The sequence below is a fragment of the Streptomyces sp. NPDC050988 genome (assembly GCF_044456225.1).
Classification (GTDB): Bacteria; Actinomycetota; Actinomycetes; order Streptomycetales; family Streptomycetaceae; genus Streptomyces.
Map to the genome: position 1 here is coordinate 144,048 of NZ_JBITFQ010000007.1, position 23,354 is coordinate 167,401.

22 protein-coding genes and 1 pseudogene are annotated in these 23,354 nt (G+C 70.1%); 10 read left to right on the forward strand and 13 right to left on the reverse strand.

The genetic code is table 11. The features are described from left to right. Positions 1-26 precede the first annotated feature (26 nt). The 4 genes from ACIBEI_RS18210 to ACIBEI_RS18225 all read right to left on the reverse strand — a co-directional run bounded on the left by ACIBEI_RS18210 (position 27) and on the right by ACIBEI_RS18225 (position 4,387). Positions 27-835, reverse strand: a protein-coding gene (locus tag ACIBEI_RS18210) for an IS5 family transposase (protein ID WP_398889857.1) whose coding sequence is annotated in 2 segments (ribosomal slippage) — positions 27-490 and positions 490-835 — 810 coding nt in all. Because the reading frame shifts where the segments join, the coding sequence is not laid out codon by codon here. 364 nt (positions 836-1,199) lie between these two features. Further along, positions 1,200-1,955 (reverse strand): recombinase family protein, encoded by a 756-nt coding sequence (locus tag ACIBEI_RS18215; RefSeq protein ID WP_398889859.1) that lies wholly within the window; start codon positions 1,953-1,955, stop codon positions 1,200-1,202. Between the two features lie 232 nt (positions 1,956-2,187). Next, complete coding sequence (locus ACIBEI_RS18220; protein ID WP_398889861.1) at positions 2,188-3,171, reverse strand: pentapeptide repeat-containing protein; 984 nt, start codon at positions 3,169-3,171, stop codon at positions 2,188-2,190. 586 nt (positions 3,172-3,757) lie between these two features. After that, positions 3,758-4,387: a Tn3 family transposase gene (locus ACIBEI_RS18225; protein ID WP_398889863.1), complete on the reverse strand. Its 630-nt coding sequence runs from the start codon at positions 4,385-4,387 to the stop codon at positions 3,758-3,760. 239 nt (positions 4,388-4,626) lie between these two features. Here ACIBEI_RS18225 and ACIBEI_RS18230 point away from each other — a divergent pair, with 239 nt between their 5' ends. Next, positions 4,627-5,172, forward strand: a complete 546-nt coding sequence (locus tag ACIBEI_RS18230) for a hypothetical protein (RefSeq protein ID WP_398889865.1) — start codon at positions 4,627-4,629, stop codon at positions 5,170-5,172. A gap of 213 nt (positions 5,173-5,385) precedes the next feature. On the opposite strand, the gene ACIBEI_RS18235 is transcribed toward ACIBEI_RS18230, so the two are convergent. Further along, positions 5,386-5,571 (reverse strand): hypothetical protein, encoded by a 186-nt coding sequence (locus ACIBEI_RS18235; protein ID WP_398889867.1) that lies wholly within the window; start codon positions 5,569-5,571, stop codon positions 5,386-5,388. Next, positions 5,568-5,930 (reverse strand): hypothetical protein, encoded by a 363-nt coding sequence (locus tag ACIBEI_RS18240; protein WP_398889869.1) that lies wholly within the window; start codon positions 5,928-5,930, stop codon positions 5,568-5,570. Before ACIBEI_RS18240 ends, ACIBEI_RS18235 begins: the two co-directional genes overlap by 4 nt. A gap of 382 nt (positions 5,931-6,312) precedes the next feature. On the opposite strand from ACIBEI_RS18240, the pseudogene ACIBEI_RS18245 reads away from it, so the two are divergent. Next, positions 6,313-6,971 (forward strand): annotated as a pseudogene (locus tag ACIBEI_RS18245) (ABC transporter ATP-binding protein); the annotation flags it as partial. 94 nt (positions 6,972-7,065) lie between these two features. Here ACIBEI_RS18245 and ACIBEI_RS18250 read toward each other — a convergent pair. Next, positions 7,066-7,548, reverse strand: coding sequence for a VOC family protein (locus ACIBEI_RS18250; protein ID WP_398889871.1), 483 nt, complete (start codon positions 7,546-7,548; stop codon positions 7,066-7,068). A 422-nt stretch (positions 7,549-7,970) separates the two neighbouring features. On the opposite strand from ACIBEI_RS18250, the gene ACIBEI_RS18255 reads away from it, so the two are divergent. The 3 genes from ACIBEI_RS18255 to ACIBEI_RS18265 all read left to right on the forward strand — a co-directional run bounded on the left by ACIBEI_RS18255 (position 7,971) and on the right by ACIBEI_RS18265 (position 11,803). After that, entirely contained in the window at positions 7,971-9,209 is a 1,239-nt protein-coding gene (locus ACIBEI_RS18255; protein ID WP_398889873.1) for an epoxide hydrolase family protein, read from the forward strand. Further along, the gene (locus ACIBEI_RS18260; RefSeq protein WP_398889875.1) at positions 9,206-10,024 is read left to right on the forward strand and encodes a class I SAM-dependent methyltransferase; all 819 of its coding nucleotides are present in this window, start codon (positions 9,206-9,208) and stop codon (positions 10,022-10,024) included. The genes ACIBEI_RS18255 and ACIBEI_RS18260 overlap by 4 nt, the downstream gene beginning before the upstream one ends. A gap of 303 nt (positions 10,025-10,327) precedes the next feature. Next, positions 10,328-11,803 (forward strand): esterase, encoded by a 1,476-nt coding sequence (locus tag ACIBEI_RS18265; protein WP_398889877.1) that lies wholly within the window; start codon positions 10,328-10,330, stop codon positions 11,801-11,803. A 21-nt stretch (positions 11,804-11,824) separates the two neighbouring features. On the opposite strand, the gene ACIBEI_RS18270 is transcribed toward ACIBEI_RS18265, so the two are convergent. Beyond that, entirely contained in the window at positions 11,825-13,141 is a 1,317-nt protein-coding gene (locus ACIBEI_RS18270; RefSeq protein ID WP_398889879.1) for a DUF6777 domain-containing protein, read from the reverse strand. 164 nt (positions 13,142-13,305) lie between these two features. Here ACIBEI_RS18270 and ACIBEI_RS18275 point away from each other — a divergent pair, with 164 nt between their 5' ends. Next, positions 13,306-14,583: a streptophobe family protein gene (locus tag ACIBEI_RS18275; protein ID WP_398889881.1), complete on the forward strand. Its 1,278-nt coding sequence runs from the start codon at positions 13,306-13,308 to the stop codon at positions 14,581-14,583. Positions 14,584-14,613: 30 nt separating this feature from the next. Continuing rightward, complete coding sequence (locus ACIBEI_RS18280; RefSeq protein ID WP_398889883.1) at positions 14,614-15,261, forward strand: class I SAM-dependent methyltransferase; 648 nt, start codon at positions 14,614-14,616, stop codon at positions 15,259-15,261. A gap of 109 nt (positions 15,262-15,370) precedes the next feature. On the opposite strand, the gene ACIBEI_RS18285 is transcribed toward ACIBEI_RS18280, so the two are convergent. The 4 genes from ACIBEI_RS18285 to ACIBEI_RS18300 form a co-directional block, all read right to left on the reverse strand. After that, positions 15,371-16,369 (reverse strand): serine/threonine-protein kinase, encoded by a 999-nt coding sequence (locus ACIBEI_RS18285; RefSeq protein WP_398889885.1) that lies wholly within the window; start codon positions 16,367-16,369, stop codon positions 15,371-15,373. Then, on the reverse strand, positions 16,369-17,166 hold the full coding sequence (locus ACIBEI_RS18290) for a hypothetical protein (protein WP_398889887.1): 798 nt from the start codon (positions 17,164-17,166) through the stop codon (positions 16,369-16,371). The genes ACIBEI_RS18285 and ACIBEI_RS18290 overlap by 1 nt, the downstream gene beginning before the upstream one ends. Positions 17,167-17,185: 19 nt before the next feature. Continuing rightward, entirely contained in the window at positions 17,186-19,522 is a 2,337-nt protein-coding gene (locus tag ACIBEI_RS18295; RefSeq protein ID WP_398889889.1) for an FHA domain-containing protein, read from the reverse strand. Positions 19,523-19,609: 87 nt separating this feature from the next. Beyond that, positions 19,610-20,020 (reverse strand): hypothetical protein, encoded by a 411-nt coding sequence (locus ACIBEI_RS18300; protein WP_398889891.1) that lies wholly within the window; start codon positions 20,018-20,020, stop codon positions 19,610-19,612. Between the two features lie 426 nt (positions 20,021-20,446). Between ACIBEI_RS18300 and ACIBEI_RS18305 the strand changes: the two genes are divergently transcribed. Beyond that, positions 20,447-20,830 carry a nuclear transport factor 2 family protein gene (locus ACIBEI_RS18305; RefSeq protein WP_398889893.1) on the forward strand — a complete coding sequence of 128 codons (384 nt, stop codon included), beginning with the start codon at positions 20,447-20,449 and terminating at the stop codon, positions 20,828-20,830. A 95-nt stretch (positions 20,831-20,925) separates the two neighbouring features. Beyond that, complete coding sequence (locus ACIBEI_RS18310; RefSeq protein ID WP_398889895.1) at positions 20,926-21,213, forward strand: DUF1905 domain-containing protein; 288 nt, start codon at positions 20,926-20,928, stop codon at positions 21,211-21,213. Positions 21,214-21,266: 53 nt separating this feature from the next. Here ACIBEI_RS18310 and mgrA read toward each other — a convergent pair whose 3' ends face one another. After that, positions 21,267-22,271: an L-glyceraldehyde 3-phosphate reductase gene (gene mgrA, locus ACIBEI_RS18315; protein ID WP_398889898.1), complete on the reverse strand. Its 1,005-nt coding sequence runs from the start codon at positions 22,269-22,271 to the stop codon at positions 21,267-21,269. A gap of 113 nt (positions 22,272-22,384) precedes the next feature. On the opposite strand from mgrA, the gene ACIBEI_RS18320 reads away from it, so the two are divergent. Beyond that, positions 22,385-23,296 carry a LysR family transcriptional regulator gene (locus tag ACIBEI_RS18320; protein ID WP_398889900.1) on the forward strand — a complete coding sequence of 304 codons (912 nt, stop codon included), beginning with the start codon at positions 22,385-22,387 and terminating at the stop codon, positions 23,294-23,296. The last annotated feature ends 58 nt before the right edge of the window (positions 23,297-23,354 follow it).

Below are 23,354 nucleotides of genomic sequence, written 5' to 3' on the forward strand. Positions count from 1 at the left end.
GGTGTTGACCCTTCTTACTGATCGTTTCAGAATGATCGCGAGAGCCGCCGCAGGCAGATGATGGAGCAGGCGATTTCTAGGAGACCCTGGTGAAGGTCCGCCCGGTGCTCGTAGCGGATGCGCAGGCGCTTGAAATGGTGCAGCCAGGCGAACGCTCGCTCCACGACCCAGCGCACTTTGCCGAGTCCGGAGCCGTGAGCAATGCCGCGTCGGGCGATCATCGGCTTGATGCCGCGCTTCCACAGCTGGCGGCGGTACTTGTCGAAGTCATAGCCCCGGTCGGCGTACAGTCGCCGGGGCCGACGGCGCGGCCGCCCTCGCAGACCCCGGATCAATGGGCCCGCATCCACCAGCGGCAGGAGCTGGGTGACGTCGTGTCGGTTGCCGCCAGTGAGCGTGACGGCCAGCGGGGTACCGTTGCGGTCGACGATCAGGTGGTGCTTTGAGCCGGGACGGGCACGGTCGACCGGTGAGGAACCAACATGATCCACCCTTTCAGGGCTCGGATGTGTGCGCCGTCGACGGCGCAGCCGTCCAGGTCCAGCAGGCTCGCTCGCCGAAGCTCGGTCAGCAGGGCGGCGTGCAGTCGGGGCCACACTCCGGCCTCGGTCCAATCCCGCAGCCTGCGCCATGCCGTGACTCCGGAGCAGCCCACGGTCTCTGCTGGCACATCGCGCCAGGCAACGCCGATCCGCAGCACGTACAGCACGCCTGCGAGCGCTATCCGGTCCGGAACACGCAGACGTCCGGGGTAGCGAAAACGACGCTCGGGAACGGGCGGCAGCAGCGGCGCGACGCGCTCCCACAGGGCATCCGGCACAAGATCAGCAGGCACCCGCACAGCCTGCCGATCAAGATCGCCAGACGCAAGATCGCAGACTCGCTGAAGCCAACGATAAGATCGGCCAGTGGCTTTGTTCTGGCAGGATCGACGTACCGCCGATGCCGCTTTCGCCGCAGCTTGCATCGCAATAGGTCACGGCCCCGACGAGCGCCACGAGGAAGCTCGCGGGACAGCCTTCTGGTGGACCACCAGCCTTCCTGCGTGGCCTCACGGGGCGATCGTGTTCTGGCGACACGGCCGAGACTGGCGGTTCATCCCCCTGGACCGTGATGAGAAACCAGTCCAGGACGGCGCCGAACGACTCCCCTGGCCGGCCGAGCTACCACCGGACGAGGCCGCCCAGCGGGTCGCAGAACTACTCGGAGAAGGACTCCGCCTGACATGAGGCGGCGACCAGCGCAGCAGCCATTCTGAAACGATCAGTTAGTGCCGGTAATGATGACGAGGCGTTTGGCGACGTCGCACAGGCTCGTCTCCTGGTCGCGCAGGTGGAGGGCCATAGACAGCATGTCCTCGTCGGTGACGCCCGCGCCACCGATGGTCTTACCCCGCTTGCGGGCGGACTCGTGGCCTTCGAGAGTGCGGTCGCGGATGTACTCACGCTCCATGCCGGACATGGCCGCGAGCACGGTGACACGATGCCGGACGGGTCGTGCGAGCCCTTCAGCTCCCCGGGGAGGAACTCCAGGCCGACGCCGCTGGCCTTCAGTTCCTCGGCGAGCATGGCGAGTTCGATGCCGCGGCCGAGCCGCTTGTGCTCGTGGACCACGAGAGTCACGGTGACGCCGGAGGAACGGATCTCCCCGGCGAGCTTCACGGCGGCCTCCAGCTCGGGGCGCCGGGTGGCGCCGGTGGAGAACTTCTCGGAGAAGACCCGGGTCACCCCGGCCTCGGCGAGGGAGTCGAGCTGCGCGTCGAGGGACTGCCGGGCGGTCGAGGCCCGTGCGTAGCCGAGGCGGACGTGGCCGACCGGTTCGGCACCAGCGCTCACTGGCCGGGGCAGCTCGATCCGCACCGCCCCCGGCTTGCGTACGGCCGGGGTGGGCACACTGAGCGTCTTGGCGAGTTGGGGCACGAGGCAGAACCGGGCGGTGTGGTACTGGATGGCCACTTTGCCTTTCGGGTCCGGCACGGGGAGCCCGCGGGGGCGGCACAGGTGGACATCGGGCAGTCGTGCGCTTCCACGCGCTTGAAGTCGTCGCTCACGACCCCGGAGTGTTTGAGGAGGGTGTTTCAGGAGCCCAGTCGTTTGCAACAACTCATGAGACATGGTCGCCCCAGGCGGACCGCCAGGCGAGCGGGTGTTCCATGAGCGACCACCTATGAAACGCACCCGTAACCATTTACGGTCCCGTGGTGCGCCAGGTCCCAGGCACAGTGAGCCCCGCTGGCAGGGGCGCCGTGTTCGGCGGAACCAAGTTAAGCGGTGCTGTGCCGGTCGCTCCGTCGAAGCGGACTGTGCTGCCGGAGAAGGTGGCCAGGCCGAAGGTGACCCTGCTGCCGGAGAACTCCGCCCCGTCGAAGTCGACCAAGCCACCAGAGAGCTTCGCCCCGATGAAGTTGGCCTCGCCACCGGAGAACTTTGCCTGGCCGAAATAGACAGTGCCGTTGGAGAACTCCGCATCGACGAAGAAGACCTGGCCAGCGGAGAACTTTGCCCGGCCGAAGTTGACCATGCTGTCCGAGAACTTCGCATCGACCAAGTAGACCCCGCCACCCGAGAACTTCGCATCGACGAAGGTGACTGTGCCGCCCGTGAACTCCGCTCTGTTGAAGTAGACCTTGCCGCCGGAGAACTCCGCCCCGTCGAAGCTGACCGTGGTGCCCCAAAAGAACTCCGCCTCAGCGAAGTCGCCGCCGTCGAACACGACTCCAGTCAGATCGAAGTTGTGACGCTGCCAGGTCCGTGGATGCCTGAAGTTCAGGCGGAGATGGTCACGGATGAGGCGAATGATGGTGTGCCGGACTTCACGCAGGGCCATATAGGTGTGCCTGGCTTCTGCGTCGCCCGTCGGCAGGTCGGCTTCGGCGGTGTAGGGCAAGCGAAGGTAGGCGCACAAAACGTCGATGCAGGTTTGGCGCAACTCGCGGGTGGGGGCATCGTCGGCAAGCCCGGCCAGGGCATGCACTCCGCCGAGCCGGACCGCGGCAGAAGCGTCACCGAGCTGGCCGACAGCGGCGGTGAAGCGCTCGGTATGCAGACGGGTGGCCTCGCGCAGGGCGCCGTCCTCATCAACGCGTTGAAGGCGGTAGGCCACAACCAGGGCGACCAGGGCTCCAGCCCCAGCGACGACGCCGAAGGCGAGTTTCACCAGATCGAACAGCACCTTGGAGTCGATGAGGGGCTCAGGCTTCAGCCCTCGCACGGAGAGTAGGTGCCATCCGGTGTAGAACACTGCGGCGGCGACGGCGATCGCTGTGTTGAAGGCGAGGACTAGGACGAGACCGACCGGCCAGAGGCGCAGGCCGCGCCATTCCGCTTGGCGACGGGGCAGACGAGGGGGCACTAGTAGTGAGACACGGGTGGGGTACAGCTGGTTGCGGTCGACCTGAAGGAACCTGACGCAGCGAGAGGAACGTCAGACACAGGCGCTGGAACCCGCCCGCGCCTGCCAGGCGCACCACTGAGAAGAAGCTCGCCGAAGCCCGCGCGGCTCGATGCCGAGATCGCCGTTGTCGTGAAGCTCAACACGGCGAGCGATAAGCGCAAGTGAAACTGGCCGATAAAGTCCCTGGATGTTCGTCATCGTGTTTCGGTGGCCGATCGATCCGCAGTGTCCGCTGGCGTGCGGGGGCGGGGTACGGCGGATACCGGCCCCAGGTCGAAGCGTTGGTCCATCTCCAGGCGGAACGTGCCGTACGGGTTCACGTTGGACCAGGACAGCGCGGTCAGTCCGCGCCGGTACTCGTCGCTCAGCTTCTTCGCCGAGGCCGGTTCGGCAGGACCTGCTGCACCAACAGGGTGTTGACGTGCACGAGCGCGGACTGGAGCAGATGCAGGGCGAACATCAACGTCTCGGCGTGCTCCTTGTCCGGGCCGGTCAGGGCGCCGTCCTTGCCGGAGTGGAGCACGGTGTTCGCGCTGTTCCAGTTCTCGACGACCTGGAGCCCGCCGTGGCTCTCGCGGCGCAGGCCGGGGCTGGCGAGGTAGTCGCACGCGAAGATCGTGCGCACGGCGCGGCCGAGTTCTTCGAGGGCCTGGTAGGTGGGGTGCTTGGGGCCGCCGCGGGTGAAGCGTCGCAGTACCTGCTCCGCCTCGGCGGTGCCGAGCCGGAGCGCGGTGGCGTACTTGACCATCTGGTCGTACTGCTGCTCGATCTTTCCCAGCGGATCGGCCGCGTCAGCGAGGCGCCGAGCGCCGGCCAGCCGGGCGGCGTGTCGTCCGGGCGGTACAGGCGGATGCTGCCGATGTTCTTCAGCCTCGGCAGCAGGCGGAAGTTCAGCAGTTCGGTGCAGGCGGACCCGACGACGCGCGCCGTGCGTGTCGACGTAGTTGGACTCGATCTCGGCGTCCGTGCAGTGCCTCAGCAGGCCCTCGATCATCGCCGCGACCTCGGGAGGAGCAGCTCTTGAGCCGGGAATAGATACAGACGTTCTTTCCCTCGACGTGCCAGTAGATCATCACGCCCTTGCCGGAAGCGCGCGGGTTCGCCGATTCCTGGACTCGAACGGGGCGGAACCCGCGCGTGGTTGGGAGAATGGCGGCCGAGGTGGGGTGGGTCCGTACTCCGGGAGCGGCTCGGCGGAGTTCCCGCGGGCACGGGCGCAGGAGACCGGCGTTCTTGCGCACCCTCCGCCTTTCGACCACAGCCGAAATGATGACGGTTAGCCGCGAGAGGCCGTCCTGGCCGCCCGGCTCCACATCTGGCGGCGTCGATCCTCTGCGCTTCACGAGCAACTTCACCCGTTCGGGGCTCAAGGGCCTGCAGATCTCTGGGCACTATCCCTGTGTCCGTCGCTTCGATGGGCACGGGCGAAAGAAGGCGATCATGCGGGTATCGGCATTCGTGCTAGCTGTTGGTCTGGCGCTGCCCCTGTTCGGGGCCACCCCCAGCGCTTCTGCTGCTGAGCCCTCGCTGCCTCACAGCTCGCGCTCCGTGGCAGCGGCACCGCTCGCCTGCGCGCCCATCATCAGGAAGAAGTACAACCCGTATCTCGACTTCTGGTGGGCGACAGTCCAGAACGACTGCGGCCGCAACATCTACGCAAGCGTGCAGGTCGATTACAACCCGGATCCGCCTTGCGCCTGGATCGCCAACGGCGAGACGCACCGCTTCGGCTGGGGCGGGCTGCCAACCGCGAAGCCCAACTACGCATACGAGTGCTGACCAGGCTGCAAGGCGGGGACCCCCTGGCAACCGATCGGTCCGGGAGCATCTGCGTCTGCAAGTGGTTGATCAGGCGGCCTGTGCGCGGTGGAACGGGCTGACGTCACGCCGTTCGGCGGGCTGGGTCTTGCGGCGGGTAAGCCGCCAGCTATGCAATGCCACCCGCGAAGTTCGCTTGTGCGTCCTATTCCGCCAGGATGGCGTGGGTCCGCATCATCGCCAGAGGGTGGACCGGCGTTCGGGGTGGGCGACGTAGATGTACTTCATTGCGGTCTCGGCGGCGATGCCGAAGACGTGCATGAGGTGGACAGGGTCGGCGGTGTGGCGGGCTTCGTCGAAGATGCGGTCCTGGCGGAGCGTGGACATGGTCAGTCCCAGAGGGCAGAAGATGTCGTTCATGACCATGGTGGAGACGGGCTGACCAGCAGGTAGGGGTTGGCCGTCAAGGGCCACCGCTGGTGACGGTCGCGAAACCAGTCGGCCTTGGCTACGGCGATGGCCTGCAGAAGGTCGTAGTCGGCGAGGTCACGGTCGCGGATGCGCCGGACATGCTCCTGTGCGAGCTGCCGACGCGGGCGGAACAGGAGGAACTGGCCGCCTACGGCCGGCGGAGCCACGCGTGGGTCGTCGCTCGGTTCGGCGGCCGCGATGCGTTGACGGTCCAGCCAGGACCGCTGGCGGGTCGCATCGCGATGCTGCCCTTTCTGCGGGCGATCGATCGGCTGCGAGGTCGGCAGGCGGACGCCGGACAGGATCAACGCGAGCTGGCACGGCTGCCTGGAGACGGGCTCGGCGATCCAGCCGGGATCGAAGGTTCGGATGACCTGGAGACACAGTCGACACAGCCCGCCGGTGTTGATGTGACTCTCGTGCCCAGTCCGCGAACAACCCGCCGGGCAGCCCGTGCTTGCGCACGCCGTTGAGCTTGGTCATCTCCGTAAGCAGGGAGTCCAGACCCACCGCGCCCGGGTCGCGCTTGAGCGCGGCCAAAAAGGCGGTACCCGCCTCGTTGTCCTCGGCCACTGGGGACAGCATTCGATCCGTGCCCGCCGCACCCAGGCGGCCGATCGTGTGGGCGGACAGCATCTACTCCCACTTGCCCCGCGCCGCGCCAAGCACCTTCTCCACCCGGGTCCGGGCGCCGTACGGGACTTCAACCTCTCCGTCGCGCCGGGCGAGACCATCGCGCTCGTCGGTGCCTCGGGGGCCGGGAAGTCCACGGTGCTCAGTCTCGTCATCGGGTTCATCCGGCCGGCCTCGGGCCGGGTGCTGCTGGACGGGGCCGACATGAACACGCTGGACCTGCGGACGTACCGGCGCTTCGTGTCTGTCGTGCCGCAGGAGTCGATCCTGTTCGACGGGACCGTGCGGGAGAACGTCGCGTACGGCATGGACGACGCGGACGCCGACGAGGCGACCGTGCGTGCGGCGCTGCGGGACGCCAACGCGCTGGAGTTCGTCGACCGGCTGCCGCGCGGGCTCGACACCGTGGTGGGCGAGCACGGGGCGCGGCTCTCGGGCGGCCAGCGGCAGCGGCTGGCCATCGCACGGGCCCTCATCCGCAATCCGCGGGTGCTCATCCTGGACGAGGCGACGTCCGCGCTGGACACGCGGTCGGAGGCGCTCGTGCAGCAGGCACTGGCCCGGCTCATGCGCAGGCGCACCGGCTGTCCACGATCCGGGGTGCGGACCGGATCGTGGTGATGGGAGACGGTGCCGTACGGGAGATCGGGTCGCACGAGAAGTTGCTGCGGCGCGGGGGCGCGTACACGGCACTGCACAGCGGCCGGCTCGCCTGAGCCGCTGGGTCACCAGGACTCGCCTGGGCTGGTGGGGCGCAGGCCTCACCTGGTCCGGTGGGGCGGGAGGTCGCCGGCCGCCGTGCCGGTCGCCTCATTCGCCCGCGTAGGCCTTCTCCAGGGCCGCGACGTCGATCTTGTGCATCTTGAGCATGGCCTGCATGGCCCGATCCGCCTTCTGCTGGTCGGGGTCGCTGATCATCTCGATCAGCCTGGTGGGGGTGACCTGCCAGGAGACGCCGAACCTGTCCTTCAGCCAGCCGCAGGGGCCCTCCTCGCCGCCGCCCTCGGTCAGCGCCTTCCAGTAGTGGTCCACCTCGTCCTGGCCGTCACAGCGGACCTCGAAGGAGATGGCCTCGTTGAACTTGAACTCCGGTCCGCCGTTGAGGGCGTAGAACTTCTGGCCGTTGGCCTCGAACTCGACGGTCAGTACGGAACCGGGCTCGCCGGGCCCCACCTCGGAGTAGCGGAGGATCGTGCCGATGCGGGAGTTCTTGAAGACCGAGACGTAGAAGTTCGCGGCCTCCTCGGCCTGGCCGTCGAACCAAAGGCACGTGGTGAATCCGTCGGTGTTCATGGGTACCTCCTGGGGCGGGAACGCTGTCACCTATGTAGACGGATCCTCGTGCGAAAACTCATCGGTGGCTCGGAAAGCCGGGCCGGGTGGGTGACGCCAGGGGCTGAGGCCCGGCCGTCGCGTCTGGCCCCGCCCCACAGGCCGGGGCAGCGGCGTGGCGGAGCGACGGCCCGGGCAGTAGCGGCACTGACCGGATGGTCGGCCCTGGCCATGGCAGGGCCGGCCATCCCGCGGGCGGCCTTGGCCCCGGGAAGGTCAGCTCGGTCGTGGCACGGGAGAGCCGGCACGGCCGTGGCGCCAAGGCCGGTCGGGCGGCCCGCACGGCGAGCCCGGCGGCCTCCCCTCGTGGCCGCCTGACCGGCCGGTGACCACGGCCTTTATTCACGCGACCGGATGCCGGTGCCGAACTAGCATGGCCCGCCATGACCTCCCCGCACGACGACACGATCCGGCCATTCGTCCTGGACATCCCCCAGTCCGACCTCGACGATCTGCACGCACGCCTCGATCTCACCCGCTGGCCGGACGAGCTGCCGGGCGTCGGCTGGGAGTACGGGGTCCCGCGCGACTACCTGAACGAACTCGTGCGGTACTGGCGGCACACCTACGACTGGCGGGCGGCCGAGGCCCGGCTCAACGAGTGGCCCCAGTTCACGACGACGATCGACGGGACGAACGTCCACTTCGCGCACATCCGCTCACCCGAACCGGACGCGACGCCGCTGATCATCACCCACGGCTGGCCGGGCTCGATCGTCGAGTTCCTCGATGTGGTGGGGCCGTTGACCGATCCGCGCGCCCACGGCGGTGATCCGGCCGACGCCTTCCACGTGGTGCTGCCGAGCATTCCGGGGTTCGGTCTGTCGGGGCCCACACGGGACAGGGGCTGGGAACTCAGGCGGGTCGGCGCCGCGTTCGCCGAGCTGATGGACCGGCTCGGCTATCAGCACTTCGGCGCGCAGGGCGGCGACTGGGGTGCCGGGATCTCCCGTGAGCTGGGCCGTGCCTTCCCCGGCCGAGTGATCGGCGTCCATCTGAACCTCCTGCCGGGCGCCCACGCGAGCACCGAGCCCACCCCCGAGGAGCTGGCCGCGCTGAGCCCGCGGGAGCGCGAGCAGACGCTCGCCTCGTGGCGGCGCAACGAGGAGTGGACCCGCGAGCGACTGGGGTACGCCGCCGTCCAGATGACCCGGCCGCAGACCCTCTCCTACGGGCTCACAGACTCACCCGTCGGCCAACTCGCCTGGATCGTCGAGAAGTTCAAGGAGTGGACGGACTCGCACCAGCGCCCCGAGGACGCCGTGGACCGGGACCGGCTGCTCACGAACGTGATGCTGTACTGGCTGACGGGGACGGCGGGTTCGTCCGCGCGGATCTACTACGAGCGGGCGCACGCGGACGGTTGGGGCGAACCCGTGCAGCCGTCGACGGCACCCACCGCGCTCGCCGTCTTCCCCCGGGACAACTTCATCCCACTGCGGCACGTCGCGGACCGCACGGAGAACATCGTGCGATGGACGGAGTTCGACCGGGGCGGGCACTTCGCGGCGATGGAGGAGCCGGATCTGCTCATCGGGGATGTCCGGGCGTTCTTCCGTGAGCTGCGGCCGGACCGAAGTGGCGTCGGCGATCGGAGCGTTCGGGTCGGCGGCACCGCATGACCCGTTCGCTGCGAGGCATCTTCGACGAGGACGCCGAGTTGTACGACCGGGCGCGACCTACCTATCCGCCCTCCCTGGTCGAGGAGTTGGCCACCGGCGTGGGTCTCGACGCGGACAGCCGGGTCCTCGAATTCGGCCCCGGAACCGGCCAAATGACCGTGTCTCTCGCCCAGTTGGGCTGTCACATCACAGCCGTGGAGCTCGGTCCGTCGATGGCGGCGGTGGCGCGACGCAACCTGCGGGCCTTCCCGCGGGCGCGCGTCGAGGTGGCCGACTTCGAGCAATGGCCGCTGCCCCGGGAGCCGTTCGACCTGATGGTGGCCGCGACGTCGTTCCATTGGCTCGACCCCGCGACGCGCCTCACCAAGGTGGCGGACGCGCTCCGCCCGGACGGAACGCTCGCCCTCGTCATCACGCATCACACGGCGGGCGGCAGCCGCGACTTCTTCGTCGAGGTCCAGGACTGCTACGAGCGCTGGGATCCGGCCACACCCCCTGGTCTGCGGCAGTCGACCGACGCCGAAACGGCCACGGACACAAGGGAGTTCGAGGTGCTCGGCCGGGTCGAGTCGCTCCGGTTCCCACAGGAGATCACGTACACCACCCAGGCCTACATCGACCTGCTGCTGACGTACTCGAACCATCGAGCGCTGGAACCGGCCGCCCGCAAGGGCCTGTTGGACGGCATCCGCGAGCTGATCGACACCCGCCACGGAGGCAGCGTCACAAAGCGGTACCTGCACGAGCTGATCCTGGTGCGGCGGGGCGAGGGCTCGCGGCAGGGCGGAGGCTCGCGGCGGGGCGGGGGCTACTGACCGACGCGTCCGTCGATGCGCTTGCGCCCCCGGAGGAAGTCCGCGAACCGTCCCACGAACGCTAACCGGGGCCGCCAGTCGTCCCACGCCTCCGCGACGGCCCGGCACGCGCTGGAGGTCCGCGACCGCTCTTCTGGTCGCCTCACGGAAGTTGAACACCAGGGGCTTCCCTGCCGTCGCCCGTGGAAACTCGCGTACAACCCTTCAGCCCCATCCGATGTCAAACACGGCGCCGGACAAGGAACGGGCCCTTTCCGGACACCCCCGCGCTGCCCGGTCGTCCTTTTCGTCAGGAGCCGAATCATGCGCAAGGACCGTTCCGCCGCTCTGGCCGCGGCGTCATTTCTTCTCGTGGCCGGTCTGGGGATCGCCGCCGCCCCGTCCGCGTACGCCGGAACACCGGGCGGTACGCACGCCGACGACCGGAACAGCGACTTCAACGGCGACGGATACGAGGACGTGCTGGTGGGGGCGCCGGGGGCGACCGTCAGTGGCAAGAAGGGTGCCGGTCTCGTGACCGTGCAGTACGGCTCGTCGAGGGGCATCGGTACGAGCGACGTGGCGCGGTTCAGCCAGTCCACGGGCGGTGTCGCGGGCGCCGCCGAGGCGGGGGACGCGTTCGGCAAGGCGGTCGCGACCGGTGACCTGGACGGCGACGGGTACGACGACGCGATCGTCGGCATCCCCGGCGAGGACCTCGGTACCGTCGCCGACGCGGGTGGCGCGGCGATCCTGTGGGGCTCGAAGGCGGGGCTCACCGGGGCCGCCAGTGACTGGCTGGAGACCGAGGAGCCCACCGCGGGCGAGCGGTTCGGCGTCGGGCTCGCCGCGGCGCACTTCACGGACGAGACGCCGGGCGACCTGCTCGTCGTGCTCGACCACTACGACCTGGAGCTGTTCAGCTACGGCACCGCCACACCCGGCTCGCGGAAGGAAGTCCAGGAGCGGTCGTCGACCCCGCTCTCCGCACGGGCCCAGCAGCGCCACATCCTGCCCAAGTCGCTGACCACGGGCGACTACGACGACAACGGCTACGCCGACCTGGTCGTCTCGGGTGTGACGGTCGGCGACGAGTCCGGCCACGGCTGGTCCACCTACCTGTCCGGAAACGCCGACGGGCTCACGTACGAGCGGGATGTACGCGGTGGCACGGAAGCCGCCTCCGGAGACATCAACAACGACGGCTACGACGACCTGGTGACCGGCGAGCCGAACTCCCCCGACGACGGCGGCGAGACCCTCACCGGCGGACTGGTCGGGGTGCGCTACGGCGGCGAGAACGGCCCCGCCGACGAGGTCCAGTGGTGGACGCAGGACTCCCCCGGTGTCCCCGGCACCGCCGAGCGCGGCGACGGCTGGGGCACGGACCTCTCGGTCGCGGACACGGACGGCGACGGGTACGCGGACGTGGCGATCGGCGCCGCGGGCGAGGACATCGGCACGGTCGCCGACGCGGGCGCGGTGTGGGTGCTGCGCGGCGCGTCCGCCGGTCTGACCGCGACGGGCGCGAAGTCCTGGGACCAGAACTCCGCCGATGTGCCGGGCGTCCCCGAGAAGGGCGACAAGTGGGGCGGCCAGGTCCGTCTCACCGACCCCAACAGGGACGGCCGTTTCGGACTGCTGGCGTCGGCGCCCGGCGAGAACGCCGGTGACGGGTTCATCTGGGTGCTGTCGGCCGGAGCGGGCGGCATCACGGCCGCGGGTTCGTGGACGTACGGCGCCGACACCCTCGGCGCCCCCTCCCTGGGCGCCGCCTTCGGCGCGGCGATCGACGAGTAGGCCGCCGGAGCGGACCGGCGCTCACAGCCCCGGGGCGGTCGCGGCCGACTCCGGGGCGCTGTGACTGGAGGTCGTGATGTCGGCCGATGCCGAGTCGGGCGCCGACTCGGAGGTCTCCTCCGTTGGGGGCTCGGACGAGGGCGACTCGGTCTCCGGGGACGGTGACGAGGGTGTCGCCGAGGACGTCTCGGGGCAGGGGCTCACCGAACCGTTCGGCTCCGCGGTCGTGCCCGGGGGCAGGGACACGCACGGCGAGGCGGAGCTCGGCGACAGCGAACTCTCGGACGGCGAGGGCCGGTCCGTCGGCGGAGCCGTCTTCTGGTCCTTGTCTCCGGTGTCGCCCTTGTGCCGCTTGAACCAGTCGCCGCTGTCCGGGTCGAAGATCACGAAGACGTTGATGACCTGGGTCGCGGGCGCGACGACCACGACGTTCGACGGCCGGTAGGACGGCCAGGAGTCGCCGGTCCGCTTGGGCGTGGACTTCAGCGCGACCGGCGGCAGCAGCGGGTTGCCGCACGCGCACCGCACCCTGGGCACACCGCGGTCGTCGACGAGGACGGCGGTGCCGGCCTGGAGGACCGCCTGATAGCCGGTGGCCTTGCCGTCGCGGTAGCCGTGGTTGGTGACACGGGTGTCCATCCGCAGCTGTACGGGGGTGAGCGAGCGCAGATACGCGGGCACGCCGGACGGCTGGAGGCCCAGGACCGAGGCGAACGCCTGGTTCTTGGCCGGGGCCTTCCGGAGCGCGGAGATCTGCTTCTCGACGTCGCAGCTGGCCACCTTGCGCGTACCGCCGTAGAGGCCGGGCGCCGAACCCTCCACGCCCCGCGTCACGTTGCCGGACTCGGCGGTCTCCGTCGGCGAGGGCGTCACGGGCGGAGCGGAACTGTCCTCCGCGGTCGACTCGGTGAACGGGTCGGGGCCCGACTTGCCCGCGGCCTGGAGGAAGACCTCGCCGCCGCCCGCACCCGAGGTGCCACCACCGTCCGAACGGGTGAAGACGACGACCAGCGTGACAGCGACGACGATCGCGGCGGCGATGACGGCGACGCGTGGGGCCGACTGCCACCAGGCCCGGTCGGGTCCCTTTCCGGACCCCTGGCCCGGCTCGTCCGGACCGGACGGGCCTCCGGGACCACCTGGACCGCCGCCGGACGGGCCCGACGGCCCGGAGGGACCGCCACCCGATCCGCCACCCGAAGGACCCGACGGCCCCGACGGCCCCGAGGGGCCCTGGCCGCCCGGAGGTGGCGGCGTTGGGCTCGGCTGGGTCGGCCCCGACAGGGGGCCGGAGGGCGGCCCTGTGGGGCGGCCGGACGACGGCGGTTCGACGCTCACGAGCTCTTCTTCCCGGCGTAGGGATCCCGCGGCACTCCTGACGTTTCATGCCGCTTTCTTCCACAACGAGCCCATTGTGTGCTCCTGTCCCGTACCGCTCGCAAGCCGACGCGGTCGGCCCTCTCGGCGGGCGCACCGCCGAAGGCCTGCTTAGCGTGAGCAGGGTGAGCCTCCAGACAGTCCCCGCCCAGGCAGTGGCCCGCCATGGCTGGGTCCACGCCCTGGTGACGGTCCTGGCCGGGCTGATCGCCATGATCGTGGTCGCCGCGCTCGGCCTGTGGGCCGCCGGGGCGGCCGACCTGCCGGACGGCGCGTTTCCCCGGGTCGTCGCGGCCACCGTGGTGGTGGCGGTCGGCGGCTCGATCGAACTCACCGGAGACGCCGGAGCGCTCGCCGAGACCAAGGCGGGGATGTCGGTCACTCCCCTGTCGGTCACCCTCGCCGGAGTCCTGGTCGTCGCCGCCGGATTCCTCCGGCCACTGCGGCACCGGGCCGTCGCGGGCGCCCCCGAACTGGCCGGCTGGGCCGCGAGAATCGCCGTCCTGTGGCTCCTCGCGCTGGCCGCTCTGGCGCTGTCGGCCCGTCAGACCTTCGCGATCTCGCTCGGCGAGGGCACGCTCGCCGACATCGGTGACATCTTCGGGGCCTCGTCGCCCCGGGTCGGCTTCAAGGCCGACGTGCCCGTGACGCTGGCCTTCGGCCTGCTGTGGCTGGCGGGCGTCCTCGTCATCGCGCTGCTCGTCTCGCCCAGGGCCCCGCTCCCGGCCCGGCTGCTGCGTTTCCAGGAGTCGGTACGGCCTGCCGCGTACGCCATGGTCGTGCTGCTCCTCGCCTTCGTGGCCCTGGGCGTGGTGATCGCACTCGTGGTGGCGGTGACACGCGGCCGTGCGCCGGAGACGCTCGCCGTGGTCCTCCTCGGGCTGCCGAACCTCGTCTGGCTGGTCTTCACCATCGGTCTCGGCGCCTCCTGGGAGGGGCACGTCGAGGGGCCGTTCGGGCTGCCGATGCCGCGCGTACTGGACAGCGTGCTGCGGACACCCGACCTCTCGACCCTCGACCTGCGGACGCTCGCCGAACAGGACGGCAGGGTGTGGTGGCTCGTGGTCGTCGACGCCGTGCTGCTGCTTGCCGCCGCGTTCCTGATGGCCAAACGCTCACCGGCCCGCACACGGGCCTGGCAGCACGCCGTACACATGGCGGTGGCGCTCGCCCTCACGGTGCTCACGGTCTGCCTCATCGGCCGGCTCGACGCGCACTACGGCTTGTCGCTGCTCGGCATCGGCGACGTCGGCGGCGGCCTGTCCGGCGAACTCTTCCTGCGGCCACAGCTGTGGGGGGCGGTCGGCTTCGCCCTGCTCTGGGGCCTGGTCACGGGCTTCCTGGGCGCACTGCTCGCCTCTCACGTACGCCACCGCGGCGAGGTGGAGAACCCGAAGGCCTGATGTCAGTGGGGCGTACTACGGTACGCACCCATGATCGAACCAGACTTCCTGCGCACCACCCGAACGGCCTACGACTCCATGGCCGCCCTCTATGCCGAGGCCTTCGCCAACGGTCTGGAGGAGCATCCACTGGACCGGGCCATGCTCATGGCCTTCGCCGACCTCGTGCGGGCGGACGGCGGCGGTCCGGTCGCCGACCTCGGCTGTGGCCCGGGCCATGTGACCGCGTTACTCCATTCGTTCGGCCTGGACGCGTCGGGCGTCGACCTCTCGCCGGAGATGATCGCGATCGCCCGGGCGGCCCATCCGGAGCTGCGGTTCGAGGTGGGTTCGATGACCGCCCTGGACCTGGCGGACGGCAGCCTCGGCGGTGCCCTCGCCCGCTACTCGATCATCCACACCCCACCGGAGCAACTGCCGCGGGTGTTCGCCGAGTTCCACCGGGTCCTGGCGCCCGGCGGCCGCCTGCTGCTCGCCTTCCAGGCCCACGACGACCCCTCGGAGCTGGCCGAGTCCTTCGACCACAAGGTGGCGCTCGCCTACCACTGGTCCCCCGACCGCGTCTCCGCCCTGCTGAGCGGGACGGGCTTCACAGAGACGGCCCGCCTACGGCAGACGGCCCCACCGGACGCCAAACGCCCCTTCCCGCAGGCTCACTTGCTGCTGAGCAAGGACTGAGTCCTTAGCGTTGAAGGTGGGCCCGCACAACAGCGTCCCGTCAGGGGCGCGGGGAACTGCGCGACCAGCCCACTACGACCCGCACGAACCCACCGGTCCAAGCAGGCCCTCACCCCGCGGACCCAGGAAACACGGGCCGGGCCCATTCCGGTGGCTCCGGCGGCGGTCCCGGCCGCCGAGGCCCGTCCACGGCACGCATGTCCACCTGCGTGGGCGCATGACCGGCGACCACGCCCGTCGCCGCCGCACGCAACGCGGTGACGAAGGCAAGACACGACTCGTACCGGTCGTCGGGACTCTTGGCGAGCGCCTTCGCCAGGACCCCGTCGACCGGCTCGGCGAGTTCGGGCCGCTGCGAGGTCAGCGTGGGCGGCTGGTCGTACTGGTGGGCCCACAACAGCGCCATGTCGTCGTCCCGTTGGAAGGGCGGCCGGCCCGTCAGGGTCTCGTGGACGACGCAGGCGAGGCTGTAGACGTCACAGCGGCCGTCGACCGGACGGCCGGAGATCTGCTCGGGCGCCACGTAGTCGAGCGTGCCGACGAACTGGCCGACGGTCGTGAACCCGGTCAGGGACAGCGACTTCTTGGTGAGGCCGAAGTCGGTGAGGTAGACGTGCTCGGGATGGTCGCTGTCCGTGCCCGCCGCGACCAGGATGTTGCCCGGTTTGACGTCCCGGTGGACCAGGCCGTGGTCGTGGGCCGCGTCGAGCGCGGATGCCACCTGGATGGCGATACGTGCGGCGTCCGCGATCGCCAACGGGCCCTCGCGATCCAGGAGATGGCGCAGGTCGCGACCGGCGACGTACCGCATGGCGATGTAGAGGACGCCGTCGGTCTCGCCCGCCTCGAAGACCGGCACGATGTGCGGGTGGTCGATCGCGGCGGCCACTCGTGACTCGTGCGTGAAGCGTTTGCGGAAGGTGTCGTTGCGGGCCAGTTCCGGGGCGAGCAGTTTCAGGGCGACCGTGCGGTCCAGGCGCAGGTCCTTGGCGCGGTAGACGACGGCCATACCGCCGCGGCCGACCTCGCGCTCGATCCGGTAGCCGGCGATCTGCTTGCCGATCAGGTCGGAGGGCCGCCCCGAGTACAGGCTCGTGTCGTGCGGCATCAGCCGTCACCGTCGCCCGTGACGAACCGGGTGGGCGCGTGGCCGCGGTCTTCCTCGGCTTCGGCCGGTTCCGGACCTGTGTTCTCCACAACCCGTGTCGGTTCCGGACCCGTGTTGCCCACGACCTGTGTCGGTTCCGGATCCGTGTTGCCCACCGCCTTCGTCGGTTCCGGTCCGATGCCAGGCACGACCTGGGTGGGCTCGGGGTCGCCCGACGCGGGCGGCTTGGGTCGGGCCGCGGCGGGCGGCTCGGGGCGTGCCGCGGCAGGCCGCTCGGGTCCGGCCTCGTCACGGGGCCCCGACCCGTCCTCGACCGACTTCGGAGTCGCGTACGTGCTCAGCCGGGTGCCGTCGCAGTACACCCACCGCTCGTGCTCGGCCTCGTACAGCCACACGGCCTCGCCGTCGACGACGATGCCGACCCGCATGCCCTGCGTACGGCCGTGGAACTCCTCCCCGTCGAGGCGTCCGGCCGCCAGTTCCTCGACCGTCTGCCGGTAGCGGCCGACCGTCTCCTCGACGCGGGCGAGCAGGGGGCGCGGGTCGGCCGTGCGGGCGAGGGGCTGTCCGGCGGCGGGCGGTTCCTGCGGTACGGCGAGCAGCAGGCGGCCGTCCACCCACGCCGACCAGCCGTTGGCGCACAGGACGTGCCCCCAGTCACCGCGCCGCTCGACGAGACGGACCGGCAGGAGGGCGTCGAGCGGCACGGTGGGTCTGGTCGGGTCCGGGGCCTCCCAGGCCGGCAGGCCGTCCTGCGGGACCACGTGGGTGGGGCGGAAGTCCTCGGTCGTCGTCATCGCGCCTGCTTCCTGCGGGCTACTTCCGCATGACTTCGGGTTCGTGCCGCCTCAGCAGCCGGGCGACCAGATAGCCGAAGACGGCCGAGAGGACGACGAGCATGCCCATGTTGAGCAGCCACACGCCCACCGAGTGCTTGAACAGCGGGTCGGCGGTCAGGTCGCCCGGGACGAGCCGGGCCAGGCCGATGGTGCCCGCCATGGCGCCGAGCGCCCACCGGGACGGCACCAGCCAGGACAGCTGTTCGATGCCGGGGACGCCGTCGAGCTTCAGCAGCGCGCCGCAGAACACGACCTGGACGATGGCGAGGAGCACGAGCAGGGGCATCGTGACCTCCTCCTTGCGCACCAGCGCGGAGACGAGGAGCCCGAGCATCATCGCGGTGAAGGAGAGCAGGGCGACAGCGACCGTGATCTCGACGAGGGGCGGCATGAGCACGCCCTCGCCGCCGGGCGCGTTCAGGTCGACGCCGAGCAGCGCCACCAGGGTCAGGACGACGGCCTGGAGGACGGTGATCGTGCCGAGGACGACGACCTTGGACATCAGATACGCCGATCTGGACAGGCCGACAGCCCGTTCTCGCTGGTAGATCACCCGTTCCTTGACCAGTTCGCGCACGGCGTTGGCCGCGCCGGTGAGGACTCCGCCGACGCAGAGGATGAGCAGCGCGTTCATCGCCGTCTCCTGCGTCAGCTTGCTGCCGGCCAGGGCCCGGGCCATGGCGCCCATGACGAACGGCAGGGCGATCATGATGGCGAGGAACGTCCGGTCGGCGCTGAGCGCGGCCGCGTACCGGCGCACGAGCGTGCCCAGCTGGGAACCCCAGCTCTGCGCCTTGGGTGGGCGGGAGACCGTGCCCGGGGCCGGGGCGGCCTGGCCCATGTGCGGCTGGGCGGTGGAGTTGACGATGTACTGCCGGTGCTGGAGTGACGCCAGGTAGTCGCCGGCCCAGTCCCGTTCGCGGTCCCGCTCGAATGCCTCGAACGCCTCCGGCCACTGTTCGTAGCCGAAGAAGGCGAGGGTCTCGTCGGGCGGCCCGTAGTAGGCGACCTTGCCTCCGGGTGCGAGGACGAGCAGCCGGTCGCAGACGTCGAGGCTGAGGACACTGTGCGTGACCACGATGACGGTCCGCCCGTCGTCGGCGAGGCCGCGCAGCATGTGCATCACGGAGCGGTCCATCCCGGGGTCGAGGCCGGAGGTCGGCTCGTCGAGGAAGAGCAGCGAGGGCTTGGTGAGCAGTTCCAGGGCCACACTGACGCGCTTGCGCTGGCCGCCGGAGAGGCTGTGGATGGGCTGCCCGACGCGCTGTTCCAGGCCCAGCTCGCGCACGACCTCGTCGACCCGGGCCCGGCGCTCGGCCTTCGCGGTGTCCTGCGGGAAGCGCAGCTGGGCGGCGTAGGTGAGGGCCCGCCGCACGGTCAGCTGGGCGTGCAGGATGTCGTCCTGCGGTACGAGTCCGATGCGCTGGCGCAGCTCGGCGTAATCACGGTAGAGGTCACGGCCGTCGTACAGGACCGTGCCCCGGTCGGCGGGCCGCTGGCCGGTCAGGGCGTTGAGCAGCGTGGACTTTCCGGCGCCGCTGGGCCCGACGACGGCCAGCAGGCATTTCTCGCCGACGGGGAAGGAGACCCGGTCCAGGAGCGTCTTGCGGCCCTTGTCGACGGCGACCGACAGGTCCTGCACGTCGAGGGAGACCTCGCCGGTGTCGACGTACTCCTGCAGCTGGTCGCCGACCAGGCAGAACGCCGAGTGGCCGATGCCCACGATGTCGCCCGCGTCGATGGGGGCCCGGGTGACGGGCTGCCCGTTGAGGAACGTGCCGTTGTGGCTGCCCAGGTCGACGATCTCGTACGTGCCGTCCGGCAGGGCGCGCAGTTCCGCATGCCGTCTGGACACGATCAGGTCGTCGACGACCAGGTCGTTGTCGCCGCCGCGGCCGATGCGGACCATGCGGGCGGGCAGCGGGCGCACCGTCGTGGGCTGCCGGAAGGTGCCGGTCGCGGCGGGCAGGGAGACCGCGGAGGGGCGCTCGGGGGCGGGCGGGGGCCGGTCGGCGAGCACGGCGCTCGGGCCGTCGGCGGGGTTGCCGAAGCGGATGACGCTACCGGGGCCGACGTCCCACTCGTGGACGCGGCGGCCGTCGGCGTACGTACCGTTCGTGCTGTTCTCGTCCCAGAGTGTCCAGTGGTCGGCGTTGGGCCGCAGGACCGCGTGGTGCCAGGAGACCCGAGCGTCGTCGATGACGATGTCGCTCAGCGGGTCGCGGCCGACGTGATAGTCGTGGTTCGGGGTCATCACCAGGGACCCCGTCTCGGTTTCGAGGACGAGTTCGGGCGCCGCTGAACGCTCTCCCATGCCTGAATTCTAGCTATTCGTCCACATGTGCGCCTGCTGCGCCTGGTCGGCGGGGGCCGCGCCCGAGCGGCTCCGCCGGATCAGGGATCAGGCGGCCGGCATGGACAGGAAGGGGAGGGTGCGCTGCATGCGCAGGGCGTCGACCGACTCCGCGAGCAGCTCGTACTCGGTGGTGTCGTCACTCGTGGCGATACGGACCAGATGTCCCGCGGCCAACTGCTCGGCGGCCAGCTCCTGTTGGAAGATGTCGCCGCACCACGCGCGCAGCACGCCGGGCACGTCTGGGGCGGTGGCCTGGACGGGCATCATCGAGTTCGGCGGGAAGTACGGGGCGTCGGGGTTCGGGTCGAGGCGCTCGGCCATCCAGGACGCCCGGTCCCGTAACCACCACATGGCCAGCGCCAGGGTGGGCGCCCGGTAGGTGCCGAGCGGTACGCCGACCCACATGCCTCCGCACACTCCGTACGCGGTGACATGGCAAAGGAATTCGTCGTGCACGATCGCTCCCCCATTGCATCCGCTTGCTGCGGGTCCGGCCTCTCTTTCCTGCGGCTCGCTGGTGGTGCACGATGGCGCTGCTCTTCGGTCGGTCCGCCGGGTGATCCCCTGGCAATTCCCGAGCCGTTCTCAGGGCTGTGAATAGCCCTAGCATTCAAGTATCGCCACTCCTGACACACTGTCACCACGCCATTCCAGCCAGTCTCCTGGCATATTCCTCACGGTCACTGGCTGAAATGACACGGCCGTGGAGATCGCGGTCCTCCCGGGGCATCGCCGGAGGGGTGTCCGCGGGCATTACCCGAGGGGTAATCGACGGGTCCGAAGACGCCCGGCATGGTTGCGGTACCGGATCCCGAAGACGTCCGATCCGGGCCCTGACCAGTACGTACGAGCACGTACGACCTCGATGGAGGCTGATCTCCCATGTCCGCGAACCAGGACCGCTACGAAACCGCCGTCGCCCGTTACTTCGAGGCCTGGAACGCGGGCGGGGAGCAGGCCCTTGCGAAGGCCGTGACCGCCGCCTGGACCGCGGACGGCACCTACACCGACCCGCTGGCCGACGTCCGCGGGCACGAGGGGATCGCGGCGGTGATCGCCGGGGCCCACGAGCAGTTCCCCGGATTCGAGTTCCGGCTCACCGGCGCCGTGGACGGGCACCACGATCTCGCCCGATTCGGCTGGGAGCTGGTCGCCGTCGCGGACGGCTCGGCGCCGGTCGCCGGCTTCGATGTGATCACCCTGAGCGACGACGGGCGGATACGGAGCGTGCACGGATTCCTGGACCGGGTGCCCGCCGGGGCGTGACACCACGGCTGTCGCGATGAGTTTCACCCCGCCCGGTGGTCTCGTATAGGAGAGCCCACCGGGCAGCAGAGACCACCGGGACAGCGGAGGACATCATGAGCACGGGCACCGAATTGGACCAGCAATTCACCGCGGAACTTCGGAAGAGCCCCGAGAAGGGTGGCTGGACCTATCTCGTATGGCCGGAGTCCGTCGGATTCTTCGGCACGCGCGGACTGGTCAAGGTCCGCGGGACGATCGACGGCCATCCCTTCCGGAGTTCGTTCATGGCCCTCGGTGACGGCACCCACAAGCTTCCCGTGAAGGCCGACGTCCGCAGGGCGATCGGCAAGGAGGCCGGGGACACCGTGACCGTACGGCTGGAGGAACGCGTCACGGACTGACCCCCAAGCCCACGGCTCGGGGGTCAGTCTTTCGGTCGGTCCGTACCTGGTACTCAGGCCTTGGAAGCCTGCCGCACGATCTCGTCGATACGGGTCAGCTCGTCCTCCGAGAAGTCCAGGTTGCCCGTGGCCGCCACGCTGTCCTCCAGCTGCTGCGGGCTGCTCGCGCCGATCAGTGCGGAGGTGACCCGACCGCCGCGCAGTACCCAGGCCAGCGCCATCTGGGCCAGGGACTGACCGCGGGTCTTGGCGATGTCGGCCAGGGCGCGCAGGTTGCCGACGAGGTCTTCGGTCACCGTGTCGGCGCTCAGGAAGGGGCTGTCGCTCGCGGCCCGCGAACCCTCCGGGATGCCGTCGAGGTAGCGGCCGGTGAGGAGGCCCTGCTCCAGCGGCGAGTAGGCGATGGAGCCCACCTTCAGCTCGTCGAGGGTGTCCAGGAGCCCCTGCTCCTCGGGGCGCCGGTCGAGCATCGAGTAGCGCGGCTGGTGGATGAGGAGCGGGGTGCCCAGCTCGCCCAGGATGCGTGCGGCTTCGCGGGTCTGCTCCGGCGAGTAGTTGGAGACACCGACGTACAGCGCCTTGCCCTGCTGGACCGCCGAGTGCAGCGCGCCCATCGTCTCCTCCAGGGGAGTCTCAGGGTCGGGGCGGTGGGAGTAGAAGATGTCGACGTAGTCGAGGCCCATCCGGCCCAGGCTCTGGTCGAGCGAGGACAGCAGGTACTTGCGGGAGCCCCATTCGCCGTACGGGCCCGGCCACATCAGGTATCCGGCCTTGGTGGAGATGACCAGCTCGTCGCGGTACGGGCCGAAGTCCGCCTTGAGCGCGTCACCGAGGGCCGACTCGGCGGCGCCGGGCGGGGTCCCGTAGTTGTTGGCCAGGTCGAAGTGGCTGACGCCCAGGTCGAACGCGCGGCGCAGGATCGCGCGCTGCGTGTCCACGGGACGGTCGGGGCCGAAGTTGTGCCACAGGCCGAGGGAGAGCGCGGGAAGTTTCAGGCCGCTGCGTCCCGTGCGCCGGTAGGGCATGTCCGCGTAACGGTCGGTGTGTGCGGTGTACAACGCGTTCTCCAGAGGGGTCGGTACGGAGTGGACCGGTGTCCACTCTCGCCTGCCCGCTCGACAGCGGTCCAACAGGAGAATCGGATGGGATTCAGCGGATACGCTTCTCAATCATGGAATTGCGCCACCTGCAGCACTTCGTCGCGGTCGCCGAGGACCAGCACTTCACCCGGGCAGCGGAACGCCTGATGGTGTCCCAGTCCGGTCTGTCGGCATCGATCCGCGCCCTTGAGCGGGAGCTGCGGGCCCCGCTGTTCGTCCGCACGACCCGCCGCGTCACGCTCACCGAGGCGGGCCGGGCCCTGCTGACCGAGGCGGAGCGGATCCTGGCCCAGGTCCGCGCGGCCCAGGACGCGGTGGCCGCCGTACAGGGCGTGCTGCGCGGCACGCTCTCGCTGGGCACCGAGCAGTGCATCGCCGGGGTGCCCGTCGCACAGCTGCTGGCCGCGTTCCGCAGGCAGCATCCGGACGTGGAGATCCGGCTGCGGCAGGCCGGCTCGGGCGCGCTCGCCGAGGACGTCGCCGCGGGCCGCCTGGACCTGGCCTTCGCCGTGACGACCCGCGCCGACACGGAACAGCTCCGTTGTCTGCCCCTGACCAGCGAACCGATGACCGTGCTCTGCCACCCCTCGCACCGGCTGGCGACCGGAGGGCCCGTCACCCCGGACGAACTGGGCGGCGAGCCCTTCGTCGACTTCCACCCCGACTGGGGACCGCGCCGCACGACCGACGCGGCCTTCGCGGCAGCAGGCGTGCACCGCACGGTCGCGCTGGAGGTCAACGACGTGCACAGCCTCCTGGACCTCGTCGAGGAGGGCCTCGGCATCGCGGTCGTACCGCGCCACTTCGCCCACAAACGGCGGGTCCTGCCCGCGCTCTCCCTCAAGGCCGACACCGAGACGCCGTACGAGACCGTCGCCATGCTCCCGCCCCCGGAGGCGACCAGTCCGGCCGCCCGGGCCCTGATGTCGCTGCTCGAAACAGGGGGTCTGGCACCACCCCAGGAGGGGCTCCAGGACTCCTGACCGGGCCCTCTCCCCCGCCGCAGACTCGTGCACATCGATCACGACAACTGCGGCACGG

Excerpts from the sequence above, each read along its gene's own strand:
- ACIBEI_RS18225 (WP_398889863.1), bottom strand. The coding sequence starts at position 4,387 with ATGATCGAGGGCCTGCTGAGGCACTGCACGGACGCCGAGATCGAGTCC.
- ACIBEI_RS18260 (WP_398889875.1), top strand. The coding sequence starts at position 9,206 with ATGACCCGTTCGCTGCGAGGCATCTTCGACGAGGACGCCGAGTTGTAC.
- ACIBEI_RS18285 (WP_398889885.1), bottom strand. The coding sequence starts at position 16,369 with ATGCCGCACGACACGAGCCTGTACTCGGGGCGGCCCTCCGACCTGATC.
- ACIBEI_RS18235 (WP_398889867.1), bottom strand. The coding sequence starts at position 5,571 with ATGAACGACATCTTCTGCCCTCTGGGACTGACCATGTCCACGCTCCGC.
- ACIBEI_RS18310 (WP_398889895.1), top strand. The coding sequence starts at position 20,926 with ATGAGCACGGGCACCGAATTGGACCAGCAATTCACCGCGGAACTTCGG.
- ACIBEI_RS18265 (WP_398889877.1), top strand. The coding sequence starts at position 10,328 with ATGCGCAAGGACCGTTCCGCCGCTCTGGCCGCGGCGTCATTTCTTCTC.
- ACIBEI_RS18290 (WP_398889887.1), bottom strand. The coding sequence starts at position 17,166 with ATGACGACGACCGAGGACTTCCGCCCCACCCACGTGGTCCCGCAGGAC.
- ACIBEI_RS18250 (WP_398889871.1), bottom strand. The coding sequence starts at position 7,548 with ATGAACACCGACGGATTCACCACGTGCCTTTGGTTCGACGGCCAGGCC.
- ACIBEI_RS18255 (WP_398889873.1), top strand. The coding sequence starts at position 7,971 with ATGACCTCCCCGCACGACGACACGATCCGGCCATTCGTCCTGGACATC.
- ACIBEI_RS18280 (WP_398889883.1), top strand. The coding sequence starts at position 14,614 with ATGATCGAACCAGACTTCCTGCGCACCACCCGAACGGCCTACGACTCC.
- ACIBEI_RS18295 (WP_398889889.1), bottom strand. The coding sequence starts at position 19,522 with ATGGGAGAGCGTTCAGCGGCGCCCGAACTCGTCCTCGAAACCGAGACG.
- ACIBEI_RS18305 (WP_398889893.1), top strand. The coding sequence starts at position 20,447 with ATGTCCGCGAACCAGGACCGCTACGAAACCGCCGTCGCCCGTTACTTC.
- ACIBEI_RS18320 (WP_398889900.1), top strand. The coding sequence starts at position 22,385 with ATGGAATTGCGCCACCTGCAGCACTTCGTCGCGGTCGCCGAGGACCAG.